The sequence below is a fragment of the Halodesulfurarchaeum formicicum genome (genome assembly GCF_001886955.1).
GTDB classification, from domain to species: Archaea; Halobacteriota; Halobacteria; order Halobacteriales; family Halobacteriaceae; genus Halodesulfurarchaeum; species Halodesulfurarchaeum formicicum.
In genome coordinates this window covers 1404366-1430734 of sequence record NZ_CP016804.1, presented here as the reverse complement: position 1 = coordinate 1430734, position 26369 = coordinate 1404366, and the positions used below count along the sequence as shown (strand labels likewise).

At 65.8% G+C, this 26369-nt stretch carries 30 protein-coding genes; 16 read left to right on the top strand and 14 right to left on the bottom strand.

Annotated features, from left to right (window positions below; genetic code table 11):
- Positions 1-5: 5 nt before the first annotated feature.
- Positions 6-242 carry a DUF7518 family protein gene (locus tag HSR6_RS07435; RefSeq protein ID WP_071933245.1) on the bottom strand — a complete coding sequence of 79 codons (237 nt, stop codon included), beginning with the start codon at positions 240-242 and terminating at the stop codon, positions 6-8.
- A gap of 108 nt (positions 243-350) precedes the next feature.
- Between HSR6_RS07435 and gatB the strand changes: the two genes are divergently transcribed.
- Positions 351-1829 carry an Asp-tRNA(Asn)/Glu-tRNA(Gln) amidotransferase subunit GatB gene (gene gatB / locus HSR6_RS07430; RefSeq protein ID WP_071933244.1) on the top strand — a complete coding sequence of 493 codons (1479 nt, stop codon included), beginning with the start codon at positions 351-353 and terminating at the stop codon, positions 1827-1829.
- A 40-nt stretch (positions 1830-1869) separates the two neighbouring features.
- Here gatB and HSR6_RS07425 read toward each other — a convergent pair whose 3' ends face one another.
- Entirely contained in the window at positions 1870-2133 is a 264-nt protein-coding gene (locus tag HSR6_RS07425; protein ID WP_070365273.1) for a hypothetical protein, read from the bottom strand.
- 97 nt (positions 2134-2230) lie between these two features.
- Here HSR6_RS07425 and HSR6_RS07420 point away from each other — a divergent pair, with 97 nt between their 5' ends.
- Genes HSR6_RS07420 through HSR6_RS07410 form a run of 3 tightly spaced genes read left to right on the top strand, consistent with a single transcriptional unit; the run spans position 2231 to position 6870 of the window.
- A complete protein-coding gene (locus tag HSR6_RS07420) occupies positions 2231-4711 on the top strand; it encodes a DNA topoisomerase I (RefSeq protein WP_071933243.1) in 2481 nt (826 codons plus the stop codon).
- 41 nt (positions 4712-4752) lie between these two features.
- Positions 4753-6045: a DNA repair protein NreA gene (gene nreA / locus HSR6_RS07415; protein WP_070365271.1), complete on the top strand. Its 1293-nt coding sequence runs from the start codon at positions 4753-4755 to the stop codon at positions 6043-6045.
- Between the two features lie 45 nt (positions 6046-6090).
- On the top strand, positions 6091-6870 hold the full coding sequence (locus HSR6_RS07410) for a CPBP family intramembrane glutamic endopeptidase (RefSeq protein ID WP_070365270.1): 780 nt from the start codon (positions 6091-6093) through the stop codon (positions 6868-6870).
- On the opposite strand, the gene HSR6_RS07405 is transcribed toward HSR6_RS07410, so the two are convergent.
- On the bottom strand, positions 6871-7152 hold the full coding sequence (locus tag HSR6_RS07405) for a DUF5789 family protein (RefSeq protein ID WP_070365269.1): 282 nt from the start codon (positions 7150-7152) through the stop codon (positions 6871-6873).
- A gap of 99 nt (positions 7153-7251) precedes the next feature.
- Here HSR6_RS07405 and HSR6_RS07400 point away from each other — a divergent pair, with 99 nt between their 5' ends.
- Positions 7252-8136, top strand: a complete 885-nt coding sequence (locus tag HSR6_RS07400; RefSeq protein ID WP_070365268.1) for a DUF7139 domain-containing protein — start codon at positions 7252-7254, stop codon at positions 8134-8136.
- Here HSR6_RS07400 and HSR6_RS07395 read toward each other — a convergent pair.
- From HSR6_RS07395 to HSR6_RS07385, 3 genes are read right to left on the bottom strand one after another with little or no spacing between them, the layout of a single operon-like run.
- Positions 8133-8585: a Mut7-C RNAse domain-containing protein gene (locus tag HSR6_RS07395; RefSeq protein WP_070365267.1), complete on the bottom strand. Its 453-nt coding sequence runs from the start codon at positions 8583-8585 to the stop codon at positions 8133-8135. The two genes, HSR6_RS07400 and HSR6_RS07395, sit on opposite strands and share 4 nt — an antisense overlap.
- A complete protein-coding gene (gene polX / locus HSR6_RS07390; protein WP_071933242.1) occupies positions 8585-10333 on the bottom strand; it encodes a DNA polymerase/3'-5' exonuclease PolX in 1749 nt (582 codons plus the stop codon). Before polX ends, HSR6_RS07395 begins: the two co-directional genes overlap by 1 nt.
- Complete coding sequence (locus HSR6_RS07385; protein ID WP_071933241.1) at positions 10327-10767, bottom strand: DUF5788 family protein; 441 nt, start codon at positions 10765-10767, stop codon at positions 10327-10329. The genes polX and HSR6_RS07385 overlap by 7 nt, the downstream gene beginning before the upstream one ends.
- Before the next feature lie 83 nt (positions 10768-10850).
- On the opposite strand from HSR6_RS07385, the gene HSR6_RS07380 reads away from it, so the two are divergent.
- From HSR6_RS07380 to HSR6_RS07365, 4 genes are read left to right on the top strand one after another with little or no spacing between them, the layout of a single operon-like run.
- Entirely contained in the window at positions 10851-11756 is a 906-nt protein-coding gene (locus tag HSR6_RS07380; RefSeq protein ID WP_071933240.1) for a rhomboid family intramembrane serine protease, read from the top strand.
- Position 11757: 1 nt separating this feature from the next.
- The gene (locus HSR6_RS07375) at positions 11758-12540 is read left to right on the top strand and encodes an endonuclease V (protein WP_070365263.1); all 783 of its coding nucleotides are present in this window, start codon (positions 11758-11760) and stop codon (positions 12538-12540) included.
- A 24-nt stretch (positions 12541-12564) separates the two neighbouring features.
- Entirely contained in the window at positions 12565-13383 is an 819-nt protein-coding gene (locus tag HSR6_RS07370) for an SDR family oxidoreductase (protein ID WP_070365262.1), read from the top strand.
- Positions 13380-14741, top strand: a complete 1362-nt coding sequence (locus tag HSR6_RS07365) for a glycerate kinase type-2 family protein (RefSeq protein ID WP_071933239.1) — start codon at positions 13380-13382, stop codon at positions 14739-14741. Before HSR6_RS07370 ends, HSR6_RS07365 begins: the two co-directional genes overlap by 4 nt.
- On the opposite strand, the gene HSR6_RS07360 is transcribed toward HSR6_RS07365, so the two are convergent.
- Positions 14709-15728, bottom strand: coding sequence for an ArsA family ATPase (locus HSR6_RS07360; protein WP_071933238.1), 1020 nt, complete (start codon positions 15726-15728; stop codon positions 14709-14711). The genes HSR6_RS07365 and HSR6_RS07360 overlap by 33 nt on opposite strands.
- Before the next feature lie 81 nt (positions 15729-15809).
- On the opposite strand from HSR6_RS07360, the gene HSR6_RS07355 reads away from it, so the two are divergent.
- Entirely contained in the window at positions 15810-16346 is a 537-nt protein-coding gene (locus HSR6_RS07355) for a CinA family protein (RefSeq protein ID WP_071933237.1), read from the top strand.
- On the opposite strand, the gene HSR6_RS07350 is transcribed toward HSR6_RS07355, so the two are convergent.
- On the bottom strand, positions 16310-17065 hold the full coding sequence (locus HSR6_RS07350) for a PHP-associated domain-containing protein (protein ID WP_233488534.1): 756 nt from the start codon (positions 17063-17065) through the stop codon (positions 16310-16312). The two genes, HSR6_RS07355 and HSR6_RS07350, sit on opposite strands and share 37 nt — an antisense overlap.
- Before the next feature lie 89 nt (positions 17066-17154).
- Here HSR6_RS07350 and HSR6_RS07345 point away from each other — a divergent pair, with 89 nt between their 5' ends.
- The gene (locus tag HSR6_RS07345) at positions 17155-17424 is read left to right on the top strand and encodes a DUF7565 family protein (RefSeq protein WP_070365258.1); all 270 of its coding nucleotides are present in this window, start codon (positions 17155-17157) and stop codon (positions 17422-17424) included.
- A 1-nt stretch (position 17425) separates the two neighbouring features.
- Here HSR6_RS07345 and HSR6_RS07340 read toward each other — a convergent pair whose 3' ends face one another.
- Genes HSR6_RS07340 through HSR6_RS07325 form a run of 4 tightly spaced genes read right to left on the bottom strand, consistent with a single transcriptional unit; the run spans position 17426 to position 20556 of the window.
- The gene (locus HSR6_RS07340; RefSeq protein WP_070365257.1) at positions 17426-17863 is read right to left on the bottom strand and encodes a transcription elongation factor Spt5; all 438 of its coding nucleotides are present in this window, start codon (positions 17861-17863) and stop codon (positions 17426-17428) included.
- A gap of 2 nt (positions 17864-17865) precedes the next feature.
- Positions 17866-18036, bottom strand: coding sequence for a protein translocase SEC61 complex subunit gamma (locus HSR6_RS07335; protein WP_070365256.1), 171 nt, complete (start codon positions 18034-18036; stop codon positions 17866-17868).
- Positions 18037-18086: 50 nt separating this feature from the next.
- Entirely contained in the window at positions 18087-19208 is a 1122-nt protein-coding gene (gene ftsZ / locus HSR6_RS07330; RefSeq protein ID WP_070365255.1) for a cell division protein FtsZ, read from the bottom strand.
- A gap of 58 nt (positions 19209-19266) precedes the next feature.
- Positions 19267-20556, bottom strand: a complete 1290-nt coding sequence (locus HSR6_RS07325; RefSeq protein WP_071933236.1) for a D-aminoacyl-tRNA deacylase — start codon at positions 20554-20556, stop codon at positions 19267-19269.
- A 79-nt stretch (positions 20557-20635) separates the two neighbouring features.
- Here HSR6_RS07325 and HSR6_RS07320 point away from each other — a divergent pair, with 79 nt between their 5' ends.
- The 5 genes from HSR6_RS07320 (at position 20636) to HSR6_RS07305 (ending at position 24444) form a co-directional block, all read left to right on the top strand.
- Positions 20636-20827 carry an HVO_2922 family protein gene (locus tag HSR6_RS07320; RefSeq protein WP_070365253.1) on the top strand — a complete coding sequence of 64 codons (192 nt, stop codon included), beginning with the start codon at positions 20636-20638 and terminating at the stop codon, positions 20825-20827.
- A gap of 290 nt (positions 20828-21117) precedes the next feature.
- Positions 21118-22419, top strand: a complete 1302-nt coding sequence (locus HSR6_RS07315; protein WP_070365252.1) for a sodium:calcium antiporter — start codon at positions 21118-21120, stop codon at positions 22417-22419.
- Positions 22420-22463: 44 nt separating this feature from the next.
- Positions 22464-23270, top strand: coding sequence for a shikimate dehydrogenase (locus HSR6_RS07310; RefSeq protein ID WP_070365251.1), 807 nt, complete (start codon positions 22464-22466; stop codon positions 23268-23270).
- Positions 23271-23417, top strand: coding sequence for a hypothetical protein (locus HSR6_RS11015; RefSeq protein ID WP_157754390.1), 147 nt, complete (start codon positions 23271-23273; stop codon positions 23415-23417).
- Positions 23418-23475: 58 nt separating this feature from the next.
- Positions 23476-24444, top strand: a complete 969-nt coding sequence (locus tag HSR6_RS07305; RefSeq protein WP_070365250.1) for a sugar phosphate nucleotidyltransferase — start codon at positions 23476-23478, stop codon at positions 24442-24444.
- Here the strand turns inward: HSR6_RS07305 and HSR6_RS07300 are convergent, their stop codons facing one another.
- Positions 24445-25155 carry a diphthine--ammonia ligase gene (locus HSR6_RS07300; protein ID WP_071933235.1) on the bottom strand — a complete coding sequence of 237 codons (711 nt, stop codon included), beginning with the start codon at positions 25153-25155 and terminating at the stop codon, positions 24445-24447.
- A gap of 38 nt (positions 25156-25193) precedes the next feature.
- Positions 25194-26333, bottom strand: coding sequence for a DUF373 family protein (locus HSR6_RS07295; protein WP_070365248.1), 1140 nt, complete (start codon positions 26331-26333; stop codon positions 25194-25196).
- Positions 26334-26369: the final 36 nt, after the last annotated feature.

Genomic DNA, 26369 nt, shown 5'->3' with positions numbered 1-26369 from the left:
GAGGGTTAGCCGACGATGATGTCATCCCCGATTGTCTCGACGTCCCGATCCTCCCCGTCGTCATCGCCTGTCTCTTCTGCCGCGAACAGTTCCTCGACGCTCTTCTCGGAATCCGTCTCCTCGGTCAACTCGGCTTCGAGGAGTCGGACCCGCTCCTGGAGGTCGAGTAGCTCCGTCGTCAGTCCGTCGACGGTCGCAGCGAGTTCTTCGACGCGGGCAGAATCGGCGTCGCCGTCGGTCATGACTGGACGAACCGCCGTGATCCTCTTAAAGCGTGCGGCAGACGCCCGTCAGACGACCGGCCCCACCCTTCGTCAGGTTAAAAGCCCTCGGTAGGGAATCGAAGCACAATGACACAGGCCTCAGCGCGGGACACTCTCGCTCCCGTCATCGGCCTCGAGGTCCACGTCCAGCTAGAGACGGCGACGAAGATCTTCTGTGGCTGTTCGACGGACCCCGATCCCGAACCCAACACGCACACCTGTCCGGTCTGTCTCGGCCTCCCCGGCGCGCTGCCGGTTCTCAACGAGGCAGCCGTCGAGGCAGCGGTCAAACTGGGCAAGGCGATCGAGGCCGACATCCCCGAGCGGACCCGCTTTCACCGGAAGAACTACTTCTATCCCGACCTCCCCAAGGGCTTTCAGATCACCCAGTACGACGCGCCGATCTGTGCCGGGGGGCAGTTGGAGATCTCTCATGAGGGCGAGCGCCGCGAGATCGGCATCGAGCGGGCCCACCTCGAGGAGGACCCGGGAAGCCTGCAACACGCCGGCGGCCACATCGACACCGCCGATTACACCCTCGTCGACTACAATCGGGCGGGAATCCCGCTGATGGAGATCGTCACCGAACCGGATTTCCGGAGCCCCGGGGAGGTCCGGGCCTTTTTGAGCAAACTCGAAGAGGTCCTCGAGTATCTGGGAATTTACGACGGCCAGCGCGACGGGAGTCTGCGGGTCGACGCCAACATCTCGTTGGTCGAGGCAAGCGAGATCGATTCGGACGGCGGGATCGCAGAGTCGGTGCTGGAATCGGCCAACCGGACCGAGGTGAAGAACATCTCCAGTCACAAGGGGGCCGAGACCGCCCTGGCCTACGAGGTCACCCGTCAGCGCAACGCCATCGAGCGCGGTCGGGAGGTCACCCAGGAGACCCGCCACTGGGACGAGTCTCGGGGCATCACGGTCTCGATGCGCGAGAAGGAAGCGGAGAAGGAGTACCGATACTTCCGGGAAGCGGACATCCCGCCCCTGGAGGTCAAAGACTGGAAGGAGAAGATCCCGATCCCGGAACTTCCCGAGGCCCGTCGCGAACGGTTCCAGGCCGAGTACGACCTGGGCGAGGAGGCGGCGGCGAAACTCACCTCGACGAAGCAGGTTGCGGACTTCTTCGAGGACATCGCGGATCGCTTTGCCCCCGATCTGGCGGCGACCTGGGTCGCGGACGATCTGCTGGGCGAACTCAACTACCGGGACATGGCGATCACCGACGTCGCCGACCGCTTCGAGGAGTTCACCCGGCTGGTCGGGATGGTCGCCGCGGAGGAGATCACCGAGAAGAACGCCCGCGAGGTCGTCCTTCGCCGAATGCTTGATGACGGAGAGCGTCCGGATGAAATCGTCGAGGCGGCGGGACTGGGCAAGACGACCGGCGACGAAGTGGCCCAGGCCGTGAAGACGGCCATCGAGGAGAACCCCGACGCCGTCGAAGACTATCACGCGGGCGAGGGCGGGGCCATCAACTTCCTCGTCGGGCAGGTCATGCAGCAGACCGGCGGCAGCGCCGACCCGGGCGAGGTCAACCAGCTCCTCCAGGAACAACTGGAGTGAACTCGGAACTGAGCTTCTGCGGCAGACACGCGACAGCGAGTTACCGTTGTGCGGCCCAGTAGTCGATTGTCCGGTAGCAGACAAAGAGGACCGCGTTGAGGAGTCCAACGGTCGCGAAGAGAACCCCGAGGTGCGAGCCGATCCGTCCGACGAGACTCGCGCCCCGCAGGCCCACGTTGCCGATTCCGTACGCGAAGAAGGCGGCAATGGCTCCCCACACGAGCAGGATGGCCGCGATTCGGGCTCCGTCACCGACGTAGGACGGGACCGAGTGAGGCGAACGAATGGCGGGCAGTTCGTCCATGCCCGCCTTTCCGTGAGAACTCACAAATAGGACGGGGATCCGTCACGAGCGACGAAATCCTTACAAACCGGTCCGGCTTACGGCCAATTCAGTTCCCGTGGAACTCATCATCACCGAGAAGAACAACGCCGCCCGTCGTATCGCAGACATCCTCAGCGACGGTTCCGCTCGAACCGAACGCGTCGGCGGCGTCGACGTGTACGCCTGGGGGACCCACCGCGTGATCGGGCTCGCCGGCCACGTCGTCGGGGTGGACTTCCCGCCGGAGTACGAGGACTGGCGGGACGTCGAACCGGCCGAACTGGTTCACGCGCCGATCGAGACCCGGGTGACGAAACCGGACATCGTCACCAGCCTCAAGCGACTCGCCAGGAAGGCCGACCGCGTCGTGATCGCCACCGACTACGACCGCGAGGGCGAACTCATCGGGAAGGAGGCCTACGAACTCGTCCGCGAGGTCGAGGAGTCGGTGCCGGTCGATCGGGTGCGGTTCTCCTCGATCACCGAAAACGAGGTCAAAACCGCCTTCGCGAACCCGGACGAACTGGACTTCGAGCTGGCCGCGGCCGGCGAAGCCCGCCAGCGCATCGACTTGCTCTGGGGGGCCGCACTCACCCGATTTCTCTCACTTTCGGCCGGACAGCGCGGCCAGGACTTCATCAGCGTGGGGCGGGTCCAGACGCCCACGCTCAAACTCGTCGTCGACAAGGAGCGGGAGATCCAGGCCTTCGATCCCGAGACCTACTGGGAGCTCTTCGCCGATCTCGCGGGTGGCGAGACGACCTTCCAGGCCCAGTACTTCTACGACGATGACGGCTCCGAGGCCGAGCGGATCTGGGACGAAACGCATGCCACCGATGCCGAGGCGGACCTCGCCGGGGCCGGGACCGCGAGTGTGGAATCGGTCCGGCGACGACAGCGCACCGACGACCCGCCCGCACCCTTCGACACCACGCAGTTCATCAAGGCGGCCGGGTCGCTGGGGTTCAACGCGGGTCAGGCGATGAGCATCGCCGAGGATCTGTACACCGCTGGCTACATCACCTACCCGCGGACGGACAACACCGTCTATCCGGACGACCTGGAGCCCGCCGAGTTGCTCGCGGTCTTCGAGGGGACCCCCTTCGACGAGGCGGCGAGTTCGCTCCTTGCGGGCGAGGACCTGGAGCCGACCCGTGGGGAGTCCGAGACGACCGATCACCCGCCGATTCACCCCACGCCGGACGTGCCCGACCAGGGGGATCTCTCCGAGGACGAGTGGACGGTCTACGAACTCGTGACCCGTCGCTTTTTCGCGACGCTCGCGGAGCCGGCCGTCTGGGAGCACCTGCGCGTGGTGGCCGTCGCCGAGGGCCGCACGCTCAAGGCGAACGGCAAGCGCCTGGTCGAGCCGGGATATCACGCGGTCTACCCCTACGTCGACACCTCGGAGAATTACGTCCCCGATCTGGAGGAGGGCCAGACCCTGTCGATCGACGCCGTGGACCTCGAAGAGAAGGAGACCCAGCCACCCCGACGGTACGGCCAGTCTCGACTCATCGAGACCATGGAGAAGCTGGGCATCGGGACGAAGAGTACCCGCCACAACACCATCGAGAAGCTCTACGACCGCGGGTATCTGGAGGACGACCCGCCGCGTCCGACCCAGCTCGCGATGGCGGTCGTTGAGGCCGCCGAGGAGTACGCCGACCTGGTCGTCAGCGAGGAGATGACCCAGGAGCTCGAAGCGGAGATGACGGCCATCGTCGAGGGCGAGAAGGAACTCGAGGACGTCACTGCGGACTCCCGGGACGCACTGGACCGAATCTTCGACCTGCTCGGGGCTTCGCGGGCGGAGATCGGTGAGCACCTCCGGTCCTCGCTGAAGGCCGACCGAACCCTCGGGCCGTGTCCGGAGTGTGGCCGGGACCTCCTGATTCGCGAAAACCGGTATGGCTCCTACTTCGTGGGCTGTGATGGCTATCCGGACTGTGAGTTCACCGCTCCGCTCCCGAATCGTGGCGAGCCCCAGGTCATGGACGAGACCTGTGACCGACACGATCTGCACCACGTCAAGATGCTCGACGGGCGAAACACCTTCGTCCACGGCTGTCCGCTCTGTCAGGTCGAGGACGCCGAGTCGACCGAGGACACGGTCATCGGCCCGTGTCCGGAGTGTGGCGAGGAACACGGCGGCGAACTGGCGATCAAACACCTCCGAAACGGCTCCCGACTGGTGGGCTGTACCCGCTACCCCGACTGTGAGTATGCCGTCCCGCTGCCCCGCCGCGGTGAGATCGAGGTCACGGAGGAGCGCTGTGCGGACCACGACCTGCCCAAACTCCGCATTCACGACGACGATGACGATGAGCCCTGGGAGTTCGGCTGTCCGATCTGTAACTATCAGGAGTACGCCGCCCGGCAGAACGGTGACCTCGAATCCATCGACGGAATCGGGGAAAAGACCAAGGACAAGCTCGTCGAGGCGGGCATCGAGTCGGTGCCGGCCCTGCTAAAGGCCGACCCGGACGAGTTGGCTGGCGAGGTCGATGGGGTCTCGGCCGACCGGATCCGGGACTGGCAACAGAGCGTGGGCTGACCCCGAGAGTTTTAACCCGATCCCGGCCCTGGATTCCAGTAATGCGCCTCGACGAGTACATCGAGGGCTTCCAGCCCGACGAGTCGGCCCGCCGTCGCCGCCTCGCCGAGGAGAAGTCCTACGAGATCATCGACTACGTCGAGGACCTCCAGACCGGTCTTCAGTCCTCGCTGCAGGGTGATTCGCTCGTGGGAAGTACCGCCCCGTCAGTGTTCGTGGGCCGCTCGTCGTACCCGAACGTGAGCACCGGGATTCTTGCCCCGGTCGGGCAGGAGGACACCGCCGCCGAGTTTGCCACCAGCGGCGAGTGGTACCAGCGAGGGCTGGACATCGAGAACGTCCTGCAGTACCGCACCGGCTTGCTCAACTCCCGGCGGTCGGCCAAGGTTGACGTCGAGGACGTCTGGGACGGCTTTGTCGGCACCCAGCGTGAGGTCGCCATCGCCGACCGGCCGGTCGACGTCGAGATCGGGCTCCGGGACACCCCGGAGATCGACCTGGAACGGTATCGCAACCCGCAGGCCAACGCGCCGAGCGGTCCGAGTGCGACCGCCGACCGGGCGGAGTTAGGTGAAAATCCACACGTGCCTCGGCAGGTCAAAAAGACCCTGGAGGACGACGACTGGCGGGCCGAGGGTGCGATGACCTACCTCTATCGCCGTGGCTTTGACGTGTACGACATCAACCAGGTGCTCTCGGTGGGGGCACTCGGCCAGTCACAGAACCGGCGGCTCGTGCCCACCCGCTGGTCGATCACGGCCGTCGACGACACCGTCTCGAAGTTCCTCCGCGGGTCGATCCGGAACGCGCCGTCGATCGATCAGGTGCAGGTATTCGTCAACGAGTACATCGGCAACCGGTACTGGATCGTGCTGGCTCCCGGGTCCTGGGAGTTCGAACTCGTGGAGATGAAAGCGCCGGGCAGCATCTGGAACCCGGAGCCGACCGGCGAGATCTTCATGTCGAGTGCCTACGAGAACTACGAGGGCCGCTCGGGCTACGTCGAGGAGACCGCCGGGGCGTACTACGCCGCCCGTCTGGGCGTGCTCGAACACCTCGAATCGATCGGGCGGCAGGCCAAAGCCCTGGTGCTGCGGGAAGTGTCGGACGATTACTGGGCTCCAGTCGGGGTCTGGCAGGTCAGAGAGAGCGTGCGCAACGCCTTTGCGGAGGGGCCAAAGCCAGATCTGGCGGGCGAACCAGGGGTCGCCGAGACCTTCGAGTCGGCCATCGGACAGATCGTCCCCCACCTCCCGGTTTCGCTGGGAGCGCTTCGCCGGAAGTCAGAACTCGTCGCGGGCCGGCAGGCCGGGCTGACGGACTTCCAGGCGTAGTGCCGGGGCCAGAAGGATTAATCGGGCTCCGCTCCCAGGTTTGGTATGAGCGATACTGACCCGTGGCGACCGGTGGCCCCCCGTGGTTCCCATCGCGGGTACGCCCTGCTCGGGGCGATCGCAGCGGGTGTCGGTGGCATTTTCCTGGCCTTCGTGCTCACTGCGCTGTTCGGACTTGGTGTCGGCCGGTTCTTGGGTGGTGTCTCCTTTCTCGTCATGGTTGGCCTCCTCTTTCTCACGAGTGCCCTGGGGCTGGCGGGTGGGGGCGTCCTCTATCTCCGGTATCGTGGCCTCTCGGCCCGATCCTACGTCCCGGCGGCCGTTCCGGGGCTGCGTGATCTCCTCTACGCGGGTGGCGGCTACGTGGCCGCGATGGGACTTGTCTTCGCCGCCGGCGTGTTGCTCACTGTCTTTGGTGTCCAGCCGGAGACCACAAACCAGGCCGCGGAACTGGGCATCGAGAACCCGGAACTGCTGCTCTGGCTCGTCCCGCTCTCGCTTTTCGTAATTGCACCGAGCGAGGAGTTCCTGTTCCGGGGGGTCGTCCAGGGGCGACTTCGCGAGGCGTTTTCGGCCCCACTCGCGATCCCGCTGACGGCCGCCCTCTTCGCGCTGGTTCACTACTTCTCGCTGACCGGCGGGAGCGGGGCCCGATTCATCGCCATCGCGATCCTCTTCCTGCCGAGTCTTGTCTTCGGGGTGGCGTATGAACGAACGGAGAACCTGGTGGTCCCAATTTTGATCCACGGGGTGTACAATTCCACCCTCGTGCTGTTGCTCTACGTCTCGATCTCGGTCATGGGAGACGTGCCCGCGGCGATCTGATTACTCCTCGGTTGGAACCGGGCCGGTGCCGATGACCCCGTCGACGGCCTCGCGGAAGGCCTGTCGAGTGGGGAAGTACGTCTCGTCGATCTCCGCCAGGATGTCGGTGAGTTCCTGGGGCCCGTCCGGCGTCCGGACGGCGGTGTCGCCCTCTTTGCGGTCGATTTCGCTCTTCTGAATCGCCCAGGTCAGTCGCTCGGCGACCCGGGCGATCGGGGCGCCCTCCACGTCGGGGCCCGAACCCAGTTCGACGCCGTCCGCTTCGTCGGTGTCCTCGGCCATGGAGGGGACTTTTCTCGGCCGCCGATTCAAGCTTTCGATGCACTGCGCCACCGGCCCGTCTGACATAGTGTTATGGGCCTCCGGTTCCAACGGGGCCGTATGCCAAGCCTGGGGGAGACCTACGAGCGCCGGGTCGGGGTTGCGAGCCGCAAGCAGGTCCTCCTGGGAACCGGGCTCTTCGTCGCCGGAGCTGCCCTCCTCGTGGCCGCGATCCTGATCGGTGGCACTGGCCTCCTGGTGGAGAACGGCTTTGGCGTCCTGGAGAGCCGGGAGATCGCGGGCATCCTCGGCGGCGTCGGGATCCCAGCGGTGTTCCTGGGAGTTACGATCGTCCTCCCAGCGACGCGGTTCCACAAGACCGCTGCCGGACTCGGGGCCGCACTGGCCCTCGTCGGCGTGGCGCTCTTCCGGCATGCCTACCCCGAGAACTGGTATGCCAGCCCCGGTGTCCCCTCGACGCTGGTCCTGGCCCTGCTGCTGGTCTACTTCGCCGGCATCCTGGTCTCCTTCTGGACGCTTTTCACCGCCGTCGCGACCTTCAAGACCCGCAACGATCCCGGGGGCACAGTCTCGCTCTCGGTCGACAATCCGGGGGCGACGGTGCGGGCCGTGGAGGCCGTTCAGACTGAGTTCCAGAACGCCGGCAAGGCCATCAGTAGCGGTCTGGGCGGCATCGGGACCTTCGGGGACGAAACCGAGACAACGGATCTCGGGCCACAGCCACACCAACAGGCCGGGTCGGTATCCGACGGCGGGGTCTCGGCGGATGCCGAGATCGTCGAACCGGGTGCGGAGCCGACGACCCAGGTAGACGACGGCGAAGTGATGGACGAACCCGGTACCGGGCCGGACCAGTACTGTGGGAACTGTACGCACTTCGAGTACACCGAGCGGGACGGCGACATGCATCCCTACTGTGGGCTCTCCGAGGAACCGATGGACGACATGGCGGCCTGCCAGTGGTGGCAGGGGAACGCGAGTTAATCGGGTAACTGCGCCCGGAGGTGTTCCCAGTGGCTCCCGATCCAGTAGAACTGCCCACAGTCCCGACACTGCCAGACCCGCTCGTCGGTGGGGTCGGGCCCGGCTTCTGGACCGGGGCCCGATTCGACCCGCGCTAACGGCCCGTTACAGCGCGAACAGCGGGTCGGCTCCGTCAGTTCGAGTCCGAACCCGGCGTCGGCCAGTTCCGCGAGCTGGTCCTGTGGATCGAGTTCCTTCAGCAGCAGGCTGTCAGCCGCTCGCTCGGCGACCTCCACGTCCCGGGTGAGAAGCAGGCGATCCTCCCGCTCGGCCCAGGCGAGGATCGCCTCGTCGGCCTCGATGCCCCGGTCGAGGGCGTAGGCCGTGTCGTAGCCAACCATCCGGAGGATCGAGACGAGGCCGCCGAGCATCACGTCGAGGAGAAGTCGGGTGTCCGCGGGCCGGGCCATCAATGGAGGAACTCGCGCAGGCCGTCGATGTCACGGGTGTTGAGCACGTCCGTCGCTTCCGCCCAGCCGCGACGGGCGGTGTGGACACCGAACCGCTGGTAGGCGAACTCGCTGGGCGCATGCGCGTCGGTGTCGATGGCGATGGTCGCGCCGGCTTCGATCGCTGCCTTGACGGCACTCCCCCAGAGGTCCAGCCGGTGGGGGTTGGCGTTGACCTCCAGGGCGACGCCGTTTTCGGCCGCCGCCGCGCCGAGCCGATCGGCGTCGAACTCCATTGCGGGCCGCTGGTTCAGCAGCCGACCGCTGGGATGGCCGAGCACGTCGACAGCCGGGTTTTCCATCGCTTTGATCAGGCGTTCGGTCCGATCCGCGTCGTCTCGCAGGTCCGCGTGTGGCGAGGCGATCACCACGTCCAGTTCCGCCAGCACGGCCGTATCGGTTTCGCCAACCGTGCCGTCCGGGCCGACGTTCGCCTCGATTCCGGTGAGGACCTCGATCGGTGCGTCCGCGGCGACGGCCCGTACCTCCTCGATCTGCTCGCGAATCTCGTCGTCTTCGAGCCCGCTGTCGCCGAACACGCCCGGGCCGGCGGCGTGATCCGAGATAACCAGATAGTCGTGGCCGTACTCGGCGGCCCCGGTCACCATCTCCTCGATGGTGTTCTCACCGTCAGACCAGTCGGTGTGGGCGTGGAGATCGCCGCGGAGATCCGCTGCTTCGAGGAGGTCAGGTAGCGAGTCTTCGCCGGCCGCAGCGATCTCGCCCCGGTTCTCCCGCAATTCCGGCGGAATCCAGGGGAGATCGAGGGCCTCGTAGACCGCAGTCTCGTCTTCGCCGGCGAGTCGCGTTCCGGCACGCGTGTCCTGTGCGGCCCGCTGTTCTTCGGTGACGGCGAAGACGCCATACTCGTTGACCTTGCGGTCACGCTCGATCGCCCGGTTCCGCAGCGCGATGTTGTGATCACGACTGCCGGTGAAGTACACGAGCGCGCTCCCGAACTCCCCGGGATCCACCAACCGAAAATCGACCTGCATGTCGGCCACGCGGAGACTCGTCTTGGTCTCGCCCGATTCGGCCACGGACTCCACACGCTCCCAGTCGGTGAGCCGGGTGGTGACCGCGGCCTTCGAGTCGCTCGCGATCAGCACGTCCACGTCCCCGATCGTGGGTCGCCAGCGTCTGAGCGACCCCGCCAGTGCGGCTCGCTCCACGCCGTCGAGGCCTCTCGCGAAGGCGAGGACGTCCTCGCCGACTGGACGGGCGTTCCCGAGCAGGACCCGTTCGCCGGCCTGTCTGGCGAAGGGGATGTTCGCCAGGATGTTCTGCTCCGTTTTGGCCCCGAACCCCGAGACGGTCTGGATCTCGCCGGCTTCGGCGGCGGCTTCGAGATCGTCGAGGGTCTCGATGCCGAGGGCCTCGTAGAGCGCTCCGACTGTCTTCGGGCCCACGCCCTCGACGCGGGTGAGTGCCGCCATGTCCACCGGCAGGTTCGCTCGCTCTGCTTCGAGTTCCTCGATCGAGCCGGTCTCGACGTACTCGATTATCTTCTCACCGATGGCCTCGCCGACCCCCTCGATCGCCGTGACGGCATCCAGTCCCGACGCGGCGAGCTCCTCGATCGGCTCCGGGTGGGAGCGAACGTTCGCGGCCGCGTTCCGGTAGGCTCTGGGCTTGTACTCGACGTCCTGGGCCTCCAGGAGGGCCGCGAATTCCTCCAGCCGGTCGGCGACTGTGTTGTTTGTCACCATGTGTTCCCCCGGCGACCGCCTCGGTTCTCGTCCTCGCCGGTCGCCGAATCGAGAAAGGATCGCCACCGCTTCTGATCGGCCCGTTTGCGTCGTCTTGCTTCGGCTTCCAGGTCGGTGTCGGCGTCGGATTCCAGCGCTGTCAGTGCCCGATCGATCCCGAGAATCGACTCCGCGAGCCGTTCGCCGCGATCACGGGAAATTTCTCCCGTTTCGATTTTGGCCCGGCGTCGCTTTCGTTCGCCTCGCAGCTCCCGGATCAGCGACTGGACTTCTTCCGCCGACGGTTCGGGGCCGTCGCCCCTCGCGTCGAGGACGAACGCCGCGAGATCGATCTGTTCGCCGTTCACCTCGAGGGAGTCGGGGATCGAGGCCCCGACCGTGGCGCCCTCGCGATCGATCCGTTCGAGGAGTCGCTCGCGTTCGTAATCCTGCACGGCTCTTCCTACCGCGCCGGGCCCCAAAAATCCACACGTCCGTCGTCGGGAGTTTTATCCCGAGGACTGACATACCCGAGCCCATGGTGCGATGTGACTACTGTGGGCGCGAAGAGGGCATGCCGTACCAGTGTCGCATGTGCGGCGGCACGTTCTGTTCCGAGCACCGGCTCCCCGAGAACCACGACTGTCCGGGACTGGATCAGTGGGAGGACCCCGGCGGGGTCTTCGACTCGGGGTTCGACGACTCGGTCTCGGGCTCCTCCACGCGGGCCGGCCGGAGTTTCCTCGAACGGCTCGGTCTGGGGAGCGGCCCGGGTGGGATCGGGGGCTACGTCCGGCGGAACATGACCTACGTCTTCCTCGCGATCATCTGGCTTGTCTTCCCGCTGGAACTCCTGGTCGCGTTCGGCCTCCAGGACGCACAGCTCTTCAGCGCCCTCTTCACACTCGATACGAATCACATCGAGTACGTCTGGACCTGGGTCACCTCCGTCTTCGCCCACTCCCCGACGAACTTCATGCACATCTTCTTCAACAGCATCGTGCTGTACTTCTTCGGCCCGGTCGTCGAGCGGAAGATCGGATCGAAGGCCTTCGCGGCGCTGTTCCTCGTCAGTGGGGTCGCCGCCGGCCTGGCGCAGGTCCTCGCGACCCTGGCCGTTGGCGGGACGGCCACCGTGCTCGGCGCGAGCGGGGCCATCGCGGCGTTGTTGGGTGTCTTGACGGTGCTCAACCCGAACCTCCGCATCTATCTGTACTTCATCCTGCCCATGCCCCTCTGGGTCGCGACCGCGCTGTTCGCGGGTTACTCGGTGCTCGTGAGCACCGCTGGCGGGGTCGGGTTCGGCGGCGTCGCCCAGATCGCCCATCTTTCGGGACTCGGAATCGGCCTGCTGTATGGCCTGTACCTCAAGCGGACTGGAACCCGGGCCCCCCAGCAGCTTCGGATCGGGGGCAACGGTCCCAATCGCCGTCGTCGCCGCTGAGATGGAGCCGGCCCGTGCCGAGTACGTTCCGAACCCCGACGCCTCCCGGGACGAAATGGAGGCCCAGCAGCGCGAAATCGCGAATGTCGCCACGTTTGCCGACGCTGGCTGTCCCGCCCCCGCAGCCGTCGAGATCGAGGAGCCACTCGACCTCGACCAGCGGCGTTCGCTAGCGGGCACCGGGCCAATCGTCGCCGGCGTCGATCAGGCCTTTCTGGACGGAGTCGCTGTGAGCGCGGTCGTCGCGATCCAGGGCGACTCGGTCGTCGAGGTCGCCTGTGGGCGGACCGAACTCTCGATCCCCTACATCCCCGGCTTGCTCTCCTTTCGCGAGGGCGGGCCGATCATCGACGCCTTGGACTCACTCACGGTCGATCCGGACCTCCTGGTCTTCGATGGAAGCGGGCGCATCCATTATCGCCAGGCCGGGCTCGCGACCCATCTGGGTGTGGTCTATGACCGCCCAGCCATCGGCGTGGCGAAGAACCTGCTCTGTGGCCAGCCGGCCGAATCGCTGGCTGAGCCGTTGCCGGAGGGAACGCGGGTACCGATTTACGCGGACGAATCGGTGACGGCCGAGCCGGGGACGATTCTCGGCTACGCCTCCCAATCACGCCAGTTTCCGAATCCCGAGAGGCGGCACGTGAACCCCATTTACGTGAGTCCGGGCCATCGCGTGAGCGCCGAGACTGCCGTGTCGCTAGTCGCCGCGATGGGGGCCGGCTACAAGCTCCCCGAGCCGATTCGGCTGGCCGATCGGGCCGCGTCGGACTGCAAGCATTAACTGCCTCTCGGGCGAGGGTGGGGTATGGAACGGACCGTACTCGTCACCGGGTGCTCCTCGGGCATCGGCCACGCGACGGCCGAGGCCTTTCTTTCGGAGGGGTGGACGGTGATCGCGACTGCTCGCGAGGAGGCAGACATTACGGACCTTGCCGAGAAGGGAGCGCTCACCCACGAACTCGATGTGACCAAACCTGCCCAGTGCCAGGATGTGATCGACTGGACGATCGCGGAGACGGGGCGGCTGGACTGTCTCGTGAACAACGCGGGCTACGCGCAGTTCGGCCCGCTGGAGGACGTGCCGACCCGACACGTCGAGTCCCAGTTCGACGTGAACGTCTTCGGCCCGCATCGACTCGTCAGGGCCGCCCTCCCCCACATGCGTGAGGCCGAACGCGGGACCATCGTCAACGTTTCCTCCGTTTCCGGGCTGCTCTCGGCGCCGGGAATGGGTGTCTACTCCGCCTCGAAGGCCGCCCTCGAATCGATGAGCGACGCGCTCCGGGCGGAGGTCACGCCCTTCGACATCGACGTGGCCCTCGTCGAGCCCGGGCCGGTAGACACACAGTTCGAGGACCGTGCCCAGTCCTCGCTTGCTGACCTCGACCGGACCGCGGCCTACGAGGACCTCTACGGTGCGCTCACCGACGCGGGTATCGTGGGCGAGATGGGCTCCGTGCCACCAGAGCGGGTGGCTGATGTGATCCTCGAAGCTGGGACCTCGACGGACCCGCAGTCGCGGTATACCGTCGGCCCGGCCGCGAAATACCTCACGCTCGCCCGTCTGCTCCCGGATCGGGTTCGGGATCGCATCTTCTCGCTTTTGCGGAGGCTCGGTGCATGACACGGATTCAGAATCGGGCGGCACTCGCCCAGTCGCCGGCTCACGAGACGGTTCTCGACGCACTGCTCGCTGGCATCGAGGCGAGTGACCCGGCGACGGTCGTCGAGTCGACGGTCTCACTCGACGGTGACCAGCTCCGGGTTGGGGAGACGACCTACGACCTGGCAGCCTACAGCGAGGTCGTCGTCCTGGGTGGCGGCAACGCGGCTTCGCAGGTCGCGCGGGCGCTCGAAGCGGTCCTCGGGGACCGGCTCGACGGCGGCCTGGTCGTCACCGACGATCCAGTAGAGACCGAGCGGGTGACGGTGCGGCCCGGGGATCACCCGGTGCCGAGCGAGCGCGGCGTCGAATCGACCCGGCAACTCCTGGACCGGGCCGCAGCAGCCACCGAGGAGACCCTCGTCCTGGGTGTAATCACCGGTGGCGGCAGCGCGCTGATGCCGGCCCCGGCGGCAGGCATCGAACTCGACGATCTGGTCGAGACGACCGATCAGTTGCTCCAGAGCGGCGCGCCGATCCAGGACATCAACGCCGTCCGCAAACACCTCTCGGCGATCAAGGGTGGGCAACTCGCGGCCCTGGCGGCCCCGGCGACGGTCGTCTCACTCGTTCTCAGTGACGTAGTGGGGAATCACCTCGATGTGATCGCCAGCGGCCCGCTCGTGCCCGATCCGAGCACCTTCGCGGACGCCCAGGCCGTGATCGATCGGTTCGACCTCTCGCTCCCGGATTCGGTCAGCGAACGCATTCGAGCCGGGGTTGCGGGGGACCTCGAGGAGACGCCGAAACCGGGCGATCCGATCTTCGAGCACGTTTCGACCCACGTCATCGCGGATGGGATGACGGCCCTCACAGCCGCCGCGGACGTGACCGAGGCGGCGGGGTATGACTCGCTCGTGCTCTCCTCGCGAGTGGAGGGCGAGGCCGCCGAGGCGGCGAAAACTCACGCCGCGATCGCAAACGAGATTCGGGCCACGGGAACGCCGATCGAACCGCCCGCAGCGATTCTCTCGGGCGGCGAGACCACCGTCACCATCGACGGCGATGGGGGCTCCGGAGGGCCGAACCAGGAGTTTGCCCTCTCCGCGGGGCTATCCCTGGACGACTCGACAATCGTGGGTGCGGTCGACAGCGACGGGATCGACGGCGCGAGCGACGCCGCAGGCGCGCTCGTCGACGAATCGGTCGTGGATCGCCAGGCAGCCCAGGCCGCCCTCGACGCGAACGATACCGGGGCGTACCTTCAGGCCCGGGACCGGACCATCCTGACTGGACAGACCGGGACGAACGTCAACGATCTGCGGATCCTGCTCGTCGAAGAGGGCTCACTCAAGGCAGGCGGCGACGAGTCGGAGTAGCTCCTCGCCACGGACTTCTTCGGCGAAGAGCGGGACCCGCTTCACGTCATAGCCCATGAAGAGTTCCTGGGCCGTTCCGAGTGCGGACTGCTGGACATCCCAGCGTCGCTGACAGAACTGGCAATCATCGAGGTTCGGGGCGACGTACTCCCCGGGGGCCACGTCGTCGAGGATCGATTCGAGTGGCTCCATCACGCGATTGACCACGACCGTCGAAACCGGAATGCCAAAGCCCTGCAACTGGTTCTCCAGTCGTTTTGCCTCCTCGACGGCCATCTCCTCGGGCACGGTCACGATTCGGAAGTCGGTGCGCTCCGGATCGGCGAGCAGCGCTCGCAACCGCTCGACGCGCTCGATCTGGGGGTCGAGGTCCGGGCCGTCGGCTCCTTCCGACTCGCCGAACAGGCCCGTCAGACTCTCACCGAGGGAGCCGAGTCGGTCCCGCAACCGGACGAACCGGCCCATCATCGTCTCCATCATCTCGGGCAGTTCGAGCAGTCGCAAGGTATGTCCGGTCGGGGCCGTGTCGATGACGATCCGGTCGAACCGGTCGTCGTCCAGGTACTCAAGCAAGAGTTGCATCGCCGCGGCTTCGTCCGCGCCGGGGAACTGGCCGTCCAGCAGGGGATCCGGCTCCTCGCCGCCCAGCAGGTCGCCGACCCCGCCCATCGAGAGGTCGCCACCGAACGCGCCGACCTCCTGGAGGGCCGTCTCCGGGTCGATCTCGACGGCGAAAAGCGGGATGTCCTCGCGGATTCGGGTCGGTTCGGATGGGATCGAGACGCCGTAGGCGTCTCCCAGCGAGTGGGCCGGGTCGGTCGAGACGACGAGGGTGTCGGTCCCGTCGAGTGCGCTGGCCAGCCCGGTCGCCGCGGCCATCGTGGTCTTTCCGACGCCACCTTTCCCGCCGTAGAGCACGTACTCGGCCGTCCCACCGGCCACGCCCGGTTCGAGGGAGTCGACTGCTTCGACCTCGATGTCGTCCATGCTCTGTCTTCGCACGGAGCCGGGAGTATCTTTTCTTCGACCGGCCCACAGGTTCTTGCCAGGGGCCGACCGAATGCCACCATGAGCGACCAGGACGAACCCATCGAGGCCCGTCTGGGGGCGGCCCTCGACGCCCGGGACCAGACCCTCGCGACCGTCGAATCGTGTACTGGCGGCCTGATCGGCTCGCTCGTGACCGACGTGTCGGGGTCGAGTGCCTACTTCGACCGTGGCTTTGTCACCTACTCGAACGCGGCCAAACTCGACCTGGGGGTAACCCGGGAGTCCCTGGACGAACAAGGCGCCGTGAGCGAACCGGTGGCCCGCGAGATGGCCCAGGCCGCCAGAGACGCGGCGGGCACTACTTGGGCCGTTTCGAGCACTGGCATCGCCGGGCCGACTGGGGGCACGGCAGAAAAACCGGTTGGCACAGTGTACGTGGGGGTCGCCTACGCCGGCGAGTGGGGCACTGGAACCACTGGAACGAGAGTTAGCCATCACGAATACGACGGGTCGCGGACGGCGATCAAGTCACAGGCCGCTCACGACGCGCTTCGGGCCGTCCTCGAAGCGGTCCGGGATCAGTACACGGCCACGTCGTCGAACCGGCCGTCGTAGGCGACGTGGTCCGGATGGGTCGGTTCGGTCCCGGAGAGCAGCAGTCGATCGAACTTCTTCCAGGTGTTCTCCCAGGCCAGGTGGGCGAATTCGGCCCGACAGCGCCAGTCGTGTCGCGAACCGTTCCGACGCTCGACACGGCGATCACGCCCCTCTCGAAACGCTTCGAGCAGGGCCGTCTCCGAATCGATATCGCCCGAGATGGCCGTCCAGACCTCGCCGATCGTCTGTTTCCGGTGGGCATACGAGGATCCGAACTCCGGCATGTCCAGGGTTTTGGCCAGCTCCACGGCCCGTTCGTTGTGCCGTTCGAGGTGTTTTGGATTGTAGACTTCCAGGGCGTCGATCTGTGACTCGTAGGCCCGCAGATCGCCGCGGTCGAGACTCACGGTCAGGAATTCGGGGTGTGGGGCGAGGACCACCGCGTCCTGGCGGTCGAGTTCCCGCATGGCTCCCTCAAGCGTGATGAAATCCGGGACGGGTTCGTCTAGCCCCAGCGCCAGCACGTGTTTGCGGTGTTGCCAGGGGCCGGTGAAAATCTCGCGAGCTGGGACCACGAGCAGGTCCTCGTCACTCAGACGTTCGGCCCGTCGGCGGGCCGCGGGGAGTCTGGTGAAGTGTGGTGCGTAGACCAGGACGTCGAGCCCGCGGGATTTCGCCCGCTCGATGACCTGTTCGTCGAGGATTTTCACGTGGGGATCGACACGCGTTTCCGACACGAATCGGGCTACACACGGCCCGGTAATCTCCCTTGCGAAACTGGTCCCGCCGTGGGAAATCTTATGGGACCGCCTCGCCAAGGGCCGCTATGTCGCGCTGGCTCTGTGCGATCGAGGGCTGTATGGTGGGCTTCGAGGACGTCGAGTCCCTCCTCGCACACCAGAGAGACGATCACGAAGGTCACACTTGTGAGATCTGTGGGGAACGGGTCCCCGCGGGCTTTTTCGCTATCAGACACGCCTTCGAGGAGCACACGCGAGCGGAGTATGTGAGACACTACGACGCTGACTCCGACGCGATCCGCTGGCGAGAACAGATCCTGGCCGCGGTCGGGGAGCAGCTAACGGCCGCCGAGTAACCTACCGCTCGTCGCTGTCCAGCACCCGGATCTGGTCCCCACGGACCGTGACCGGAATCGGGACTGTCGCCTCGTACAGTTCGACTGTCACCTGGTCCTTGCCCTCGTCGATCCGCTGGACCTGGGCCTTCTCACCCTTGAACGGGCCGGCGATCAGTTCGACGATGTCCCCCTCCGCGATGCCCTCGACGTCGGGCTTTGGCGAGAGGAAGTGCTCGACTTCCGTGATGCTGCTCTCCCCGGGCACGATGCTTCGTGCGTGGGGAATGTCTTCGAGCACCCGCTCGAGCACGCCCGTGTCCTCGGCCTCGACCATGACGTAGCTGGTGAGTGACTCCGGGGCCAGCACGGCGTGGACTTTCTTCTCCTCGCGGTTCGCGATCATGCTCGCCACGGTCTGTTCCTGGCTGGCCGTGGTTTTGACGGCGTATATCGACATGATCAGGCACCCGGCAGTACACCCATGATGAGGAAGATGAGAAAGCCGATGAGGCCGATGAGGAGGATCCCGGCGGCCGCGATGAGCGAGATGCGGGAGAACTCCTCCCAGTCCGGAGTGCTGGCGAGTTTCAGCACCCGCGTGTAGGCGTTTAACTCGTAAGGTACGTCCATGGACCTCCGTTTGGGGCGGGTGCTTTTCTATCTATTGGAAAACGCTCTCGCTACTCGACGTAATCGAAGTCCTCGAGTTCCTGGGCGGGGGTCTGCTCTGTCGCCTCCTCCTGCCGGCCGTAGATCTGCGGGGACTGAACGCCGGTGACGACGACCATCGTCCGCATGTGCCCGTCGAGGTCCTCGTCGATCGAGGTCCCCCAGATGATCCGCGCGTCCGGATCGATCCGGTCGTAGATCTCCTCGACGACGCCTTCTGCCTCCTCGATGGACATGTCGGGCCCGCCGGTCACATTCACCAGCGCGGAGTTCGCACCGGCGATGTCCACGTCCAGAAGCGGAGACCGTAGAGCCTCCTTCACCGACGCCGTGGCCTTGCTGTCCGAATCCGCTTCGCCCAGGCCGATCATCGCGACGCCGCCTTTCTCCATGACCGTCCGCACGTCGGCGAAGTCCAGGTTCACGAGCCCCGGCTTGGTGATCAGTTCGGTAATCCCTTTGACCGAGCGCATCAGGATCTCATCGGAGATCTTGAAGGCCTGGCGAACCGGCAGTTGCCCGACGGAATCAAGCAGTCGGTCGTTCGGAACGACGATGACCGTATCGGCCACGTCCCGAAGCCGCTCCAGCCCGGCTTCGGCGTTCGTCCGCCGGACCTCGCCCTCGGCCGTGAACGGGGTTGTGACAACTGCAATGGTCAGTGCGTCGGTCTCTCGCGCGGCCTTCGCGACGACCGGCGCGGAGCCGGTGCCCGTGCCCCCGCCCAGGCCGGCGGTGACAAAGACCATGTCCGAGGTGGAGATCGTCTCGCGGATCTCGTCCTGGCTCTCAAGGGCGGCCTCCTCGCCGACCTGTGGGAGCGACCCGGCGCCGCGGCCCTGGGTCTTCTCCCGGCCCATCAGGATCTTCTTGTCGGCCTGAATGTCGACCAGATGCTGGACGTCGGTGTTGGCCGCAACCAGCGACGCGCCGTGAATGCCCTCCTCGAACATCCGGTTGATCGTGTTGCTTCCGGCCCCGCCACAGCCAACCACGGTGATGTCGGTCTTGAGGTCCTCGAGGACCGCCTCGAGTTCCTCGTTTGTCATCTCCCCCGTTGGGTGTTCAGTGTCCCCCGAGGCCGCGCTCCCCGTTTCGGCCTCGTCGATCGCGTCCTCGACGATAGAGTCCATCTTGGGTATCGGTTACCGGATGAACCTTAATTACCTTTCCCCTCTCGTCACGCGGCCGTCAGACGTCGAATTGCTGGGTTTCCCGACTGGAGACTGTCTCCGGTTCGATCGTCTCCCCGTCGACAGTGACTGACTCACCCGCTGCAAGCCGGCCGAACAGCGGCCCCTCGGGCACTCCGTGGTCCGCTGCGAGCGCCGGATCGAAGCCCTCCCGTTCGGCGATTACTTGTCCGTCGACTCGTTTCACCGTCTCGAACTCCCGTTCGAGTAGCCCGACGAGGCCATCGATCAGCGCGTCATAGGCCGCCTCGTCCGGAAGCGCGGCCCGATCGCCGACCCGGTTCCCGTTCTCCTCGCTCTGGTAGGCCACCGTGTGTGCCGCGACGGTCGCCACAGTATCCGCCGGGTCGATCGCCGCGGCAGCGTCGAGCAGTTCGCTTGGGAGCGAGCGCACGTCCAGATCCTCAGTCGCCGTCCGCTCGCCGAATCGAAGCCCCTCCTCGACGGCCCCTAACCGGGACTCCAGCCGCTCGACGAGGGCCGGATCGACGCCGCTGGTCTCCCGGATCCACGTCTCGCTCACGATCTCGTACCCCAGTGACTCGACGACTGCGGCCACCTCGGGGTAGTCCCCGTCGAAGACCGCGGCGGACGTGTTGCTGCGCTCGAAAAGCGCCTGGACCAGGTCCCGATTGGCTTCGGGGTCGCCGAGTTCCTCGAGACTCCAGTCCGCGGCCACGTGTCCGATCGCGGCGTCGGTCTCCAGGAGGAGCCGAGTTGGTTGCGGGGCGTAGTGGTTCCCGCCGACGGCGACGAACGTTCGCTCGGCGTCGGGACCAACCCCTGCCAGGGACAGGATGGCCTCCGCGACTGCCCGGCCGCCAACCGAGTCGTCCCACTGTTCCGGGCCGCTACCGAGTTCAACGAACATCGCGGGCGCGCCGTACTCGGTCGGACCGTGGTGGGTACACTCCATGGCGACCTCGTATGGCTCCGGTGCGAGATTGTCGAGTTCGCGAATGACGTGTTTGAGCGCGCCAGGCGCGGGCTGGGAGACACTTCGGGGCTCGCCGCCGTACTCGGCGGCACCGAAGTTTCCCGTGAAGTGCGCACTCAAAAGCGGGCCGCTGTCCCCGGAGTGTTTCGAGGCCACGACGACATACTCCGGGTCGTCGAAGGCCGCCGCCACCTCGTCCAGTTCCAGGTGGAGCTGATCGAACTCCCGGAGTTCGAACCCACCGTGACGGTAGACCCCGGGTTCGGTCTCGGTCCACTCGACGAGGTTTAGCAACTCCTCGGCGATCGTAACCGAGGCCTGATCCGCGGTGCTGCAGACGATTCCGATCACAACTCCTGTAGTATCGAGCGGCGATTAAGGGCGTCGAAGCCCGTGGAAGTTTAGTGGCTCCCGAGCGTTGATTCAGGCGATGAGTACTGGGCAACGATTCGAAATCTTCGAGGACAAGGCGGGTGAGTGGCGATGGCGACTCGTTGCCGCGAACGGGAACATCATCGCGGACAGCGGCGAGGGCTACAGCTCGAAACAGGGCGCGAAACGGGGGATTCAGAGCGTGAAACGGGGCGCAGCTGACGCCGCCGTCGAAGTTCTCGAGGACTAACTGGGGCGGGATCGATCGCTTCAGTGATCGAGGCGGACAGTGAACGATCTATCGCCGAGAGTGGTGTTTCTCTACGTGTCGACACATTTCGACGCTGTTTCCGCCCGTGGCCGGTCTATCTCACTTCCCGGCCACGAGTTGCGGTCTCACCCCGACGAACCGCCAGTTTCGAACAATCTTGTGGCTTTTAAGGGTCCCCGGAGTGACCTGCAAACAGTAGCGATGTTCTGGTGCAATCGTGGACTGGACGGGGGCTCGACGGCCGTGTCGGCACAGGGAGGGCTGGCTCCATGAACCGCCAAACAGCCGGCGCGTTGCTCGGTGCGATCGGGCTGACGGTCCCGTGGCTCGTCGTCTGGCTGTTCTCGGTCGAGGGGCTGTCGACGAACCTGACCGTGTTCGTCAGCGGCATCTCGGTGCTGGGAGCGGCGTTCCTCCTGGCCTGGGCGGCCGAAACGGCCGAGCGTGACGTGCCCCGACCATTCGCGATCGCGGTGCTCGCGGTCTTGGCCGTTGCGCCCGAGTATTCGGTCGACGCCCTCTATGCCTGGAACGCGGGGGCTTTCGCGGGGACGGCCCGGGGGATCGAGGCCGGGAACCTCGCGGTCGCGAACATGACCGGGGCCAACCGGATTCTCATCGGAATCGGGTGGGCCGGAATCGCCCTGTTCACCGTCTATCGGAGCGGGGCAGACCTCGATCCAGCCGTCGAGCATCGGGACGGCTTTCTCGCCGACGCCGTGACCGTCCACAAGGATCTCGCCCTCGACATCACCTTTCTCCTGGCTGCGACTTTCTGGGCGTTTTTCGTCCCGCTCTTTGGCGGGATCGACGCCCTGGACATGGCGGTCCTGGTTGGCATCTACGTGACCTACATTTTGGTCATTCTTCGGGGTGATATCGAGCCAGAGGAGGAACACGTCGGGGTGCCGGCGGCCCTCCAGGCCCAGCCGAAGTGGCGACGGGTCTCGACGGTTCTGGCCCTGTTTGCTTACTCGGGATTGATCATCTTCACCGCCGTCGAGCCCTTCGCGCACGGCCTCGAGACGATCGGGACGAACATCGGCGTGCCCGCCTTCTTCATGATCCAGTGGATCGCGCCCCTGGCCTCCGAATCGCCGGAACTCATCGTCGTGGTCTACCTCGTGAACAAGGCCCGATCCACGGCCGGGTTCAACGCGCTGATCTCCTCGAAGCTCAACCAGTGGACGCTCCTGATCGGGACCCTGGTGGTCGTCTACTCGATCGCCTACGGGTCCTACGGTGTGCTCCCATTCGACGCGAAGCAGGCGGCCGAAATCTGGCTGACTGCCGCCCAGTCCTTCTTCGCCCTGGGCATCCTCACGAACTTCGAGATCTCGGTCCGCGAGGCCCTCATGCTGCTGGGGCTTTTCGTCTCCCAGGTCGGCCTCGAATTCCTGATCATTCGGGATGCCGTGGCACTGCCCCTGACCAGCCACGAACTGCTGCTCGCCTACACGGGGATCTATCTCGTCCTCGGCGCGATTCTCTTCCTCACCCGGTGGAGCGCGTTTACGGCCCTTCTGGGTCGGGCGAGCCAGACGATCGGGGCGGCCCTACCGTCGCGTTGACTGCGGGCGACAACGCTTAACCTGCCACGGGTCCGACCGCGGGTATGGAGGTTTACGGACTCGTCGGGAACCCCGTCGGGCACTCCGTCTCGCCTGCGCTCCACGAGGCGGCGTACGACGCCCTCGGACTGGACGCACGCTACGTGACCCTGGAGACCGATCCGAACCGGCTCGGGGCGGCGATCGAGGGCGCCGCCGCCCTGGGGATCGACGGCCTGAACGTGACGATTCCGTTCAAAGAGGGCGTTCTCGAACTGGTCGAACCGGACGAGACCGCCGCCAGGATCGGCGCGGTCAACACGATCGACTTCTCGGGCGAAACGCCGACCGGGCACAACACCGATGCCGCCGGAGCCAGGCGAGCGCTCACGCATCACGATGTCGACCCGGGCGAACGAACGGCCCTGCTGATCGGGGCTGGTGGGGCCGCCCGGGCGATCGGGTTCATGCTCGTCGAGGCCGGGGCAACTGTCCACGTCGCGAACCGGACCGCCTCGCGAGCCGAATCGCTCGCGGCGGACCTGGACGCGACGGGGCACTCACTCGATGCCGTTCCCGAGATCGCCTCAGACGCGGATCTCCTCATCAACGCGACCAGCGTGGGCATGGAGTCGGATCGCTCGCCCGTGTCTGCGTCGATTTTCCGTCCGGAGATGGCTGTCATGGACGCCGTCTACACCCCGCTGGAAACGCGGTTTCTCAGGGACGCCGCGGCGGCCGGCGCACAGACGATCGATGGGGCCTGGATGCTGCTCTACCAGGGGGTCGCCGCCTTCGAGCGGTGGACGGGACAAAATGCGCCAGTCGAGGCGATGAATCAGGCGTTGCGAGCAACATTGGGGGCGGAGTGAATGTGGCGCTTTTCGCTGGTCGAGTGGTTTCGTGCTCGCTTCCAGCCCAGTGACGGTTCGGACCACGAAGCGATGGCCCCAGCGACGGCCACCGAACGGGCAGTCAAAGCACCGCTCTCGGAACTCCGGGAGGACGAAACCGAGTGAAAGCTCCCCGGCACCGTGGATGAAAAAGGACTTAGGACCGCGTGCGGAGGGTAGGGTTATGGATGCTGTCGTACTTGCGGGGGGATATGCGACCCGGCTGTGGCCGATCACGAAACATCGGCCGAAGATGTTTCTCCCGATCGGATCCGAAACGGTCATCGATCGGATCTTCGCCGAACTCGAGGCCGACGATCGCATCGAGACGGTTTACGTGAGCACGAACGAGCGCTTTGCCCCGGACTTCCGTGAGCACCTGCAGGCCACTGACTACGAGAAACCGCAGCTCTCGATCGAGGAGACGACCGCCGAATCGGAGAAATTTGGCGTGATCGGGGCCCTCGCTCAACTGGTCGACCGCGAGGGCGTCGAAGACGATCTGATCGTGCTGGCGGGGGACAACCTCATCAGCTTCGACGTGAGTGAGTTCGTGGACTTCTTCGAATCCCGGGGCACCCCGACCATCGCCGCCTACGACGTCGGCAGTCGGGAACGCGCCAAGTCCTACGGGCTGGTTGAACTGGACGGTACCGCGGTCACGAACTTCCAGGAGAAGCCGGCCGACCCGCAGAGCACGCTCGTCTCGATCGCCACCTACGCCTTCCCCGCCGAGTCACTGTCGCACCTGGAGACCTACCTGGCGGGTGATAACAACCCCGACGAGCCGGGGTGGTTCATCCAGTGGCTTCAGGAGCGGGGGCCGGTCCATGCCTTTACCTTCGACGGCGCGTGGTTCGATATCGGAACCCCGGAGAGTTATCTCGATGCGGTCCGCTGGGCCCTCGACGGCGAGACGGTCGTGGCCGAGGATGCCACGCTCGTCGACGCCACCCTCGGAGAGAACGTCCACGTCATGGCCGGGGCCCGTATCGAGGACTCTCACGTGCAGAACTCGGTCGTCTTTCCGAACGCCACGATCCGAAATTGTGACGTGCGGGATTCGATCATCGACGAGGAAACCTGCATCGAGAATATCGACTTCTCGGGCGCGCTCGTCGGCGCACACACGGATCTCTCCGCGACGAACTGATCACCCGAGCCGAGCTGACTCGATTTCGACGTGGCCGCGGGTGCCATCCCAGTGGGTCGTGTACTCGATTTCGATCGGCCGATCCATGTGCGGGCCGTCCGTGACGAGTGTCTCGAACTCCCCACCCTCGCCCAACACGTGAACCCCGTACTGCTCGTTGAGTGCCTGAAGCTCCGAGAACGCCTCGCGGTCCAGGGGCCGCCCGAGCCAGGTCTCGCCGAGTCCCGCCGCGGCGACGGCCACGATCCGGATCTCGAAGCCCCGGTCGAGAAGCCACTCTCCAAGTTCGACCGGGTCCCGCTGCCAGAGTGGTGCGTACATATCGATCCCGAGCCGACGGCACATCGCCTCGATTCGGGTCGCCTGGAACTCGCTCTCGATTGCGCCGACGGTCACGCCGGCCAGGCCACCGGCCAGTTCCGTGTCGAGGGCTTTGAGGGCTTCTTCGAGCGGTTCGAGTTCTTCGTCCCCGCGTTCGCTCGAATCGTGGCCCGAACTCGGGCCGCCGGAGACCGCCGTCAACTCGGTCCCGATGCTCGTTGCAGCCAACTCGGCCAGGCGGGTTGCCGGCACGTGATAGAGATAGGAGTCTCCCTCCGGGTGGACGGTCACCAGCCGATCCACGGCCAACCCGGCCTCCCGGGCCATGACGAAGGCCGCGACCGAGTCCTTGCCCCCCGAGAAGAGACTGACCCACTGCCCGTCTTCCATGCCCCAAACTCGTGTTCGAGCGGGAAAACCAGCCCGACTCAGGCCGCCTCGAGGTCCCGGTCGCCCTCGTGGGTCAACCGCGAGGTGAGCCCGATCCCGAGCAGACTCACGAGGATACCCAGCAAGACGAATCCGGCCAGCCGGTGTTCCGGCGAGAGTGTGAGTCCACGGATGGTGATCGCACCGATCCGGGTCGGTTCGAGGACGATCCCATCGATGATGGCCGCCCGTTCCAGAAAGTACGCGGCGAATCCCCGAACGACCAGTCCCATGGCCAGCGCTCCGAAGGGCAGGTTCAGAGAGGCAGTGCGAATCGTTTCGTCCCGGAGGACCTCGTCGACGAGTCGACCGATCGAGGCTGCCATCGCGCCCAGGGCGATCCAGGGCACGCTGTAGTACGCGAAGGCCATCACGGTCACGAACTCCAGCCCCTCGACCGGCAGTTCTGAAGCGCCAAGCACGCCCACGAAGATTCCGACAAGCGCAAGGCCAGCGGCGATCACGGAGGTCACGATCGAGATCCGGCCGGAGTAAAGCGCATCGCGGGCCTGCGTGGAGAGGGTTGCGAGCCGCTCGTCCACCCCGAACCCGCGATAGAGGAGGAAGGTCCCGATGACGGCCGTGATCGATCCCACCGCGACGGCCACGTCGCTCAGCATGAGAATCGCCGGGAACACCAGCATGACGATCCCGATCGGGATCAGCACGGTGCCCCGGAGCTCCTCGTCCGCGAGGAACTGCTTGAGCAAGTAGTAGGTCGATTCGAGGTCCCTGGCCTGGCGGACGACCACACGATCGACCGAATCGATTCGAATCCGGCTCTCGATGATCGGCAGCAGTCGCTCGTCCTCGGTGCTGTCGATGACTACCACGGCCGAGTCCGGGTCGTGTGTCTCGATCAACTCCTCGATCTGTTTCGCGATGGCCTGGTCGGCAGATACGACGTTCTCGGCGTTGCCCGAAACGATCCCGACGACGGCTGACTCTCCCGTCGCCTCGATGTCCCGGCCGACGGCGAGTGCCTCGAGTAGCGTGTTGACCGTCGAGTCCTCCGGGTCCTGCATCCCGAACTCGACGATCAGATCGGAGACGGTTTCCACACCGCTGACGGGCAGTGAGACACCGGTCTTGCCCGGGACGTCACCGGTGCGATCGATCGCCACGACCAGGGTCTGCATTCGGCTGTCAACTCGCCCCGACGGAATAAAAACCTC

What these genes read in the sequence shown, in the direction of transcription:
- HSR6_RS07435 (WP_071933245.1), bottom strand. Translation starts at nt 242, where the DNA reads ATGACCGACGGCGACGCCGATTCTGCCCGCGTCGAAGAACTCGCTGCG.
- gatB (WP_071933244.1), top strand. Translation starts at nt 351, where the DNA reads ATGACACAGGCCTCAGCGCGGGACACTCTCGCTCCCGTCATCGGCCTC.
- HSR6_RS07425 (WP_070365273.1), bottom strand. Translation starts at nt 2,133, where the DNA reads ATGGACGAACTGCCCGCCATTCGTTCGCCTCACTCGGTCCCGTCCTAC.
- nreA (WP_070365271.1), top strand. Translation starts at nt 4,753, where the DNA reads ATGCGCCTCGACGAGTACATCGAGGGCTTCCAGCCCGACGAGTCGGCC.
- HSR6_RS07410 (WP_070365270.1), top strand. Translation starts at nt 6,091, where the DNA reads ATGAGCGATACTGACCCGTGGCGACCGGTGGCCCCCCGTGGTTCCCAT.
- HSR6_RS07405 (WP_070365269.1), bottom strand. Translation starts at nt 7,152, where the DNA reads ATGGCCGAGGACACCGACGAAGCGGACGGCGTCGAACTGGGTTCGGGC.
- HSR6_RS07400 (WP_070365268.1), top strand. Translation starts at nt 7,252, where the DNA reads ATGCCAAGCCTGGGGGAGACCTACGAGCGCCGGGTCGGGGTTGCGAGC.
- HSR6_RS07395 (WP_070365267.1), bottom strand. Translation starts at nt 8,585, where the DNA reads ATGGCCCGGCCCGCGGACACCCGACTTCTCCTCGACGTGATGCTCGGC.
- polX (WP_071933242.1), bottom strand. Translation starts at nt 10,333, where the DNA reads ATGGTGACAAACAACACAGTCGCCGACCGGCTGGAGGAATTCGCGGCC.
- HSR6_RS07380 (WP_071933240.1), top strand. Translation starts at nt 10,851, where the DNA reads ATGGTGCGATGTGACTACTGTGGGCGCGAAGAGGGCATGCCGTACCAG.
- HSR6_RS07375 (WP_070365263.1), top strand. Translation starts at nt 11,758, where the DNA reads ATGGAGCCGGCCCGTGCCGAGTACGTTCCGAACCCCGACGCCTCCCGG.
- HSR6_RS07370 (WP_070365262.1), top strand. Translation starts at nt 12,565, where the DNA reads ATGGAACGGACCGTACTCGTCACCGGGTGCTCCTCGGGCATCGGCCAC.
- HSR6_RS07365 (WP_071933239.1), top strand. Translation starts at nt 13,380, where the DNA reads ATGACACGGATTCAGAATCGGGCGGCACTCGCCCAGTCGCCGGCTCAC.
- HSR6_RS07360 (WP_071933238.1), bottom strand. Translation starts at nt 15,728, where the DNA reads ATGGACGACATCGAGGTCGAAGCAGTCGACTCCCTCGAACCGGGCGTG.
- HSR6_RS07355 (WP_071933237.1), top strand. Translation starts at nt 15,810, where the DNA reads ATGAGCGACCAGGACGAACCCATCGAGGCCCGTCTGGGGGCGGCCCTC.
- HSR6_RS07345 (WP_070365258.1), top strand. Translation starts at nt 17,155, where the DNA reads ATGTCGCGCTGGCTCTGTGCGATCGAGGGCTGTATGGTGGGCTTCGAG.
- HSR6_RS07340 (WP_070365257.1), bottom strand. Translation starts at nt 17,863, where the DNA reads ATGTCGATATACGCCGTCAAAACCACGGCCAGCCAGGAACAGACCGTG.
- HSR6_RS07335 (WP_070365256.1), bottom strand. Translation starts at nt 18,036, where the DNA reads ATGGACGTACCTTACGAGTTAAACGCCTACACGCGGGTGCTGAAACTC.
- ftsZ (WP_070365255.1), bottom strand. Translation starts at nt 19,208, where the DNA reads ATGGACTCTATCGTCGAGGACGCGATCGACGAGGCCGAAACGGGGAGC.
- HSR6_RS07320 (WP_070365253.1), top strand. Translation starts at nt 20,636, where the DNA reads ATGAGTACTGGGCAACGATTCGAAATCTTCGAGGACAAGGCGGGTGAG.
- HSR6_RS07315 (WP_070365252.1), top strand. Translation starts at nt 21,118, where the DNA reads ATGAACCGCCAAACAGCCGGCGCGTTGCTCGGTGCGATCGGGCTGACG.
- HSR6_RS07310 (WP_070365251.1), top strand. Translation starts at nt 22,464, where the DNA reads ATGGAGGTTTACGGACTCGTCGGGAACCCCGTCGGGCACTCCGTCTCG.
- HSR6_RS11015 (WP_157754390.1), top strand. Translation starts at nt 23,271, where the DNA reads ATGTGGCGCTTTTCGCTGGTCGAGTGGTTTCGTGCTCGCTTCCAGCCC.
- HSR6_RS07305 (WP_070365250.1), top strand. Translation starts at nt 23,476, where the DNA reads ATGGATGCTGTCGTACTTGCGGGGGGATATGCGACCCGGCTGTGGCCG.
- HSR6_RS07300 (WP_071933235.1), bottom strand. Translation starts at nt 25,155, where the DNA reads ATGGAAGACGGGCAGTGGGTCAGTCTCTTCTCGGGGGGCAAGGACTCG.
- HSR6_RS07295 (WP_070365248.1), bottom strand. Translation starts at nt 26,333, where the DNA reads ATGCAGACCCTGGTCGTGGCGATCGATCGCACCGGTGACGTCCCGGGC.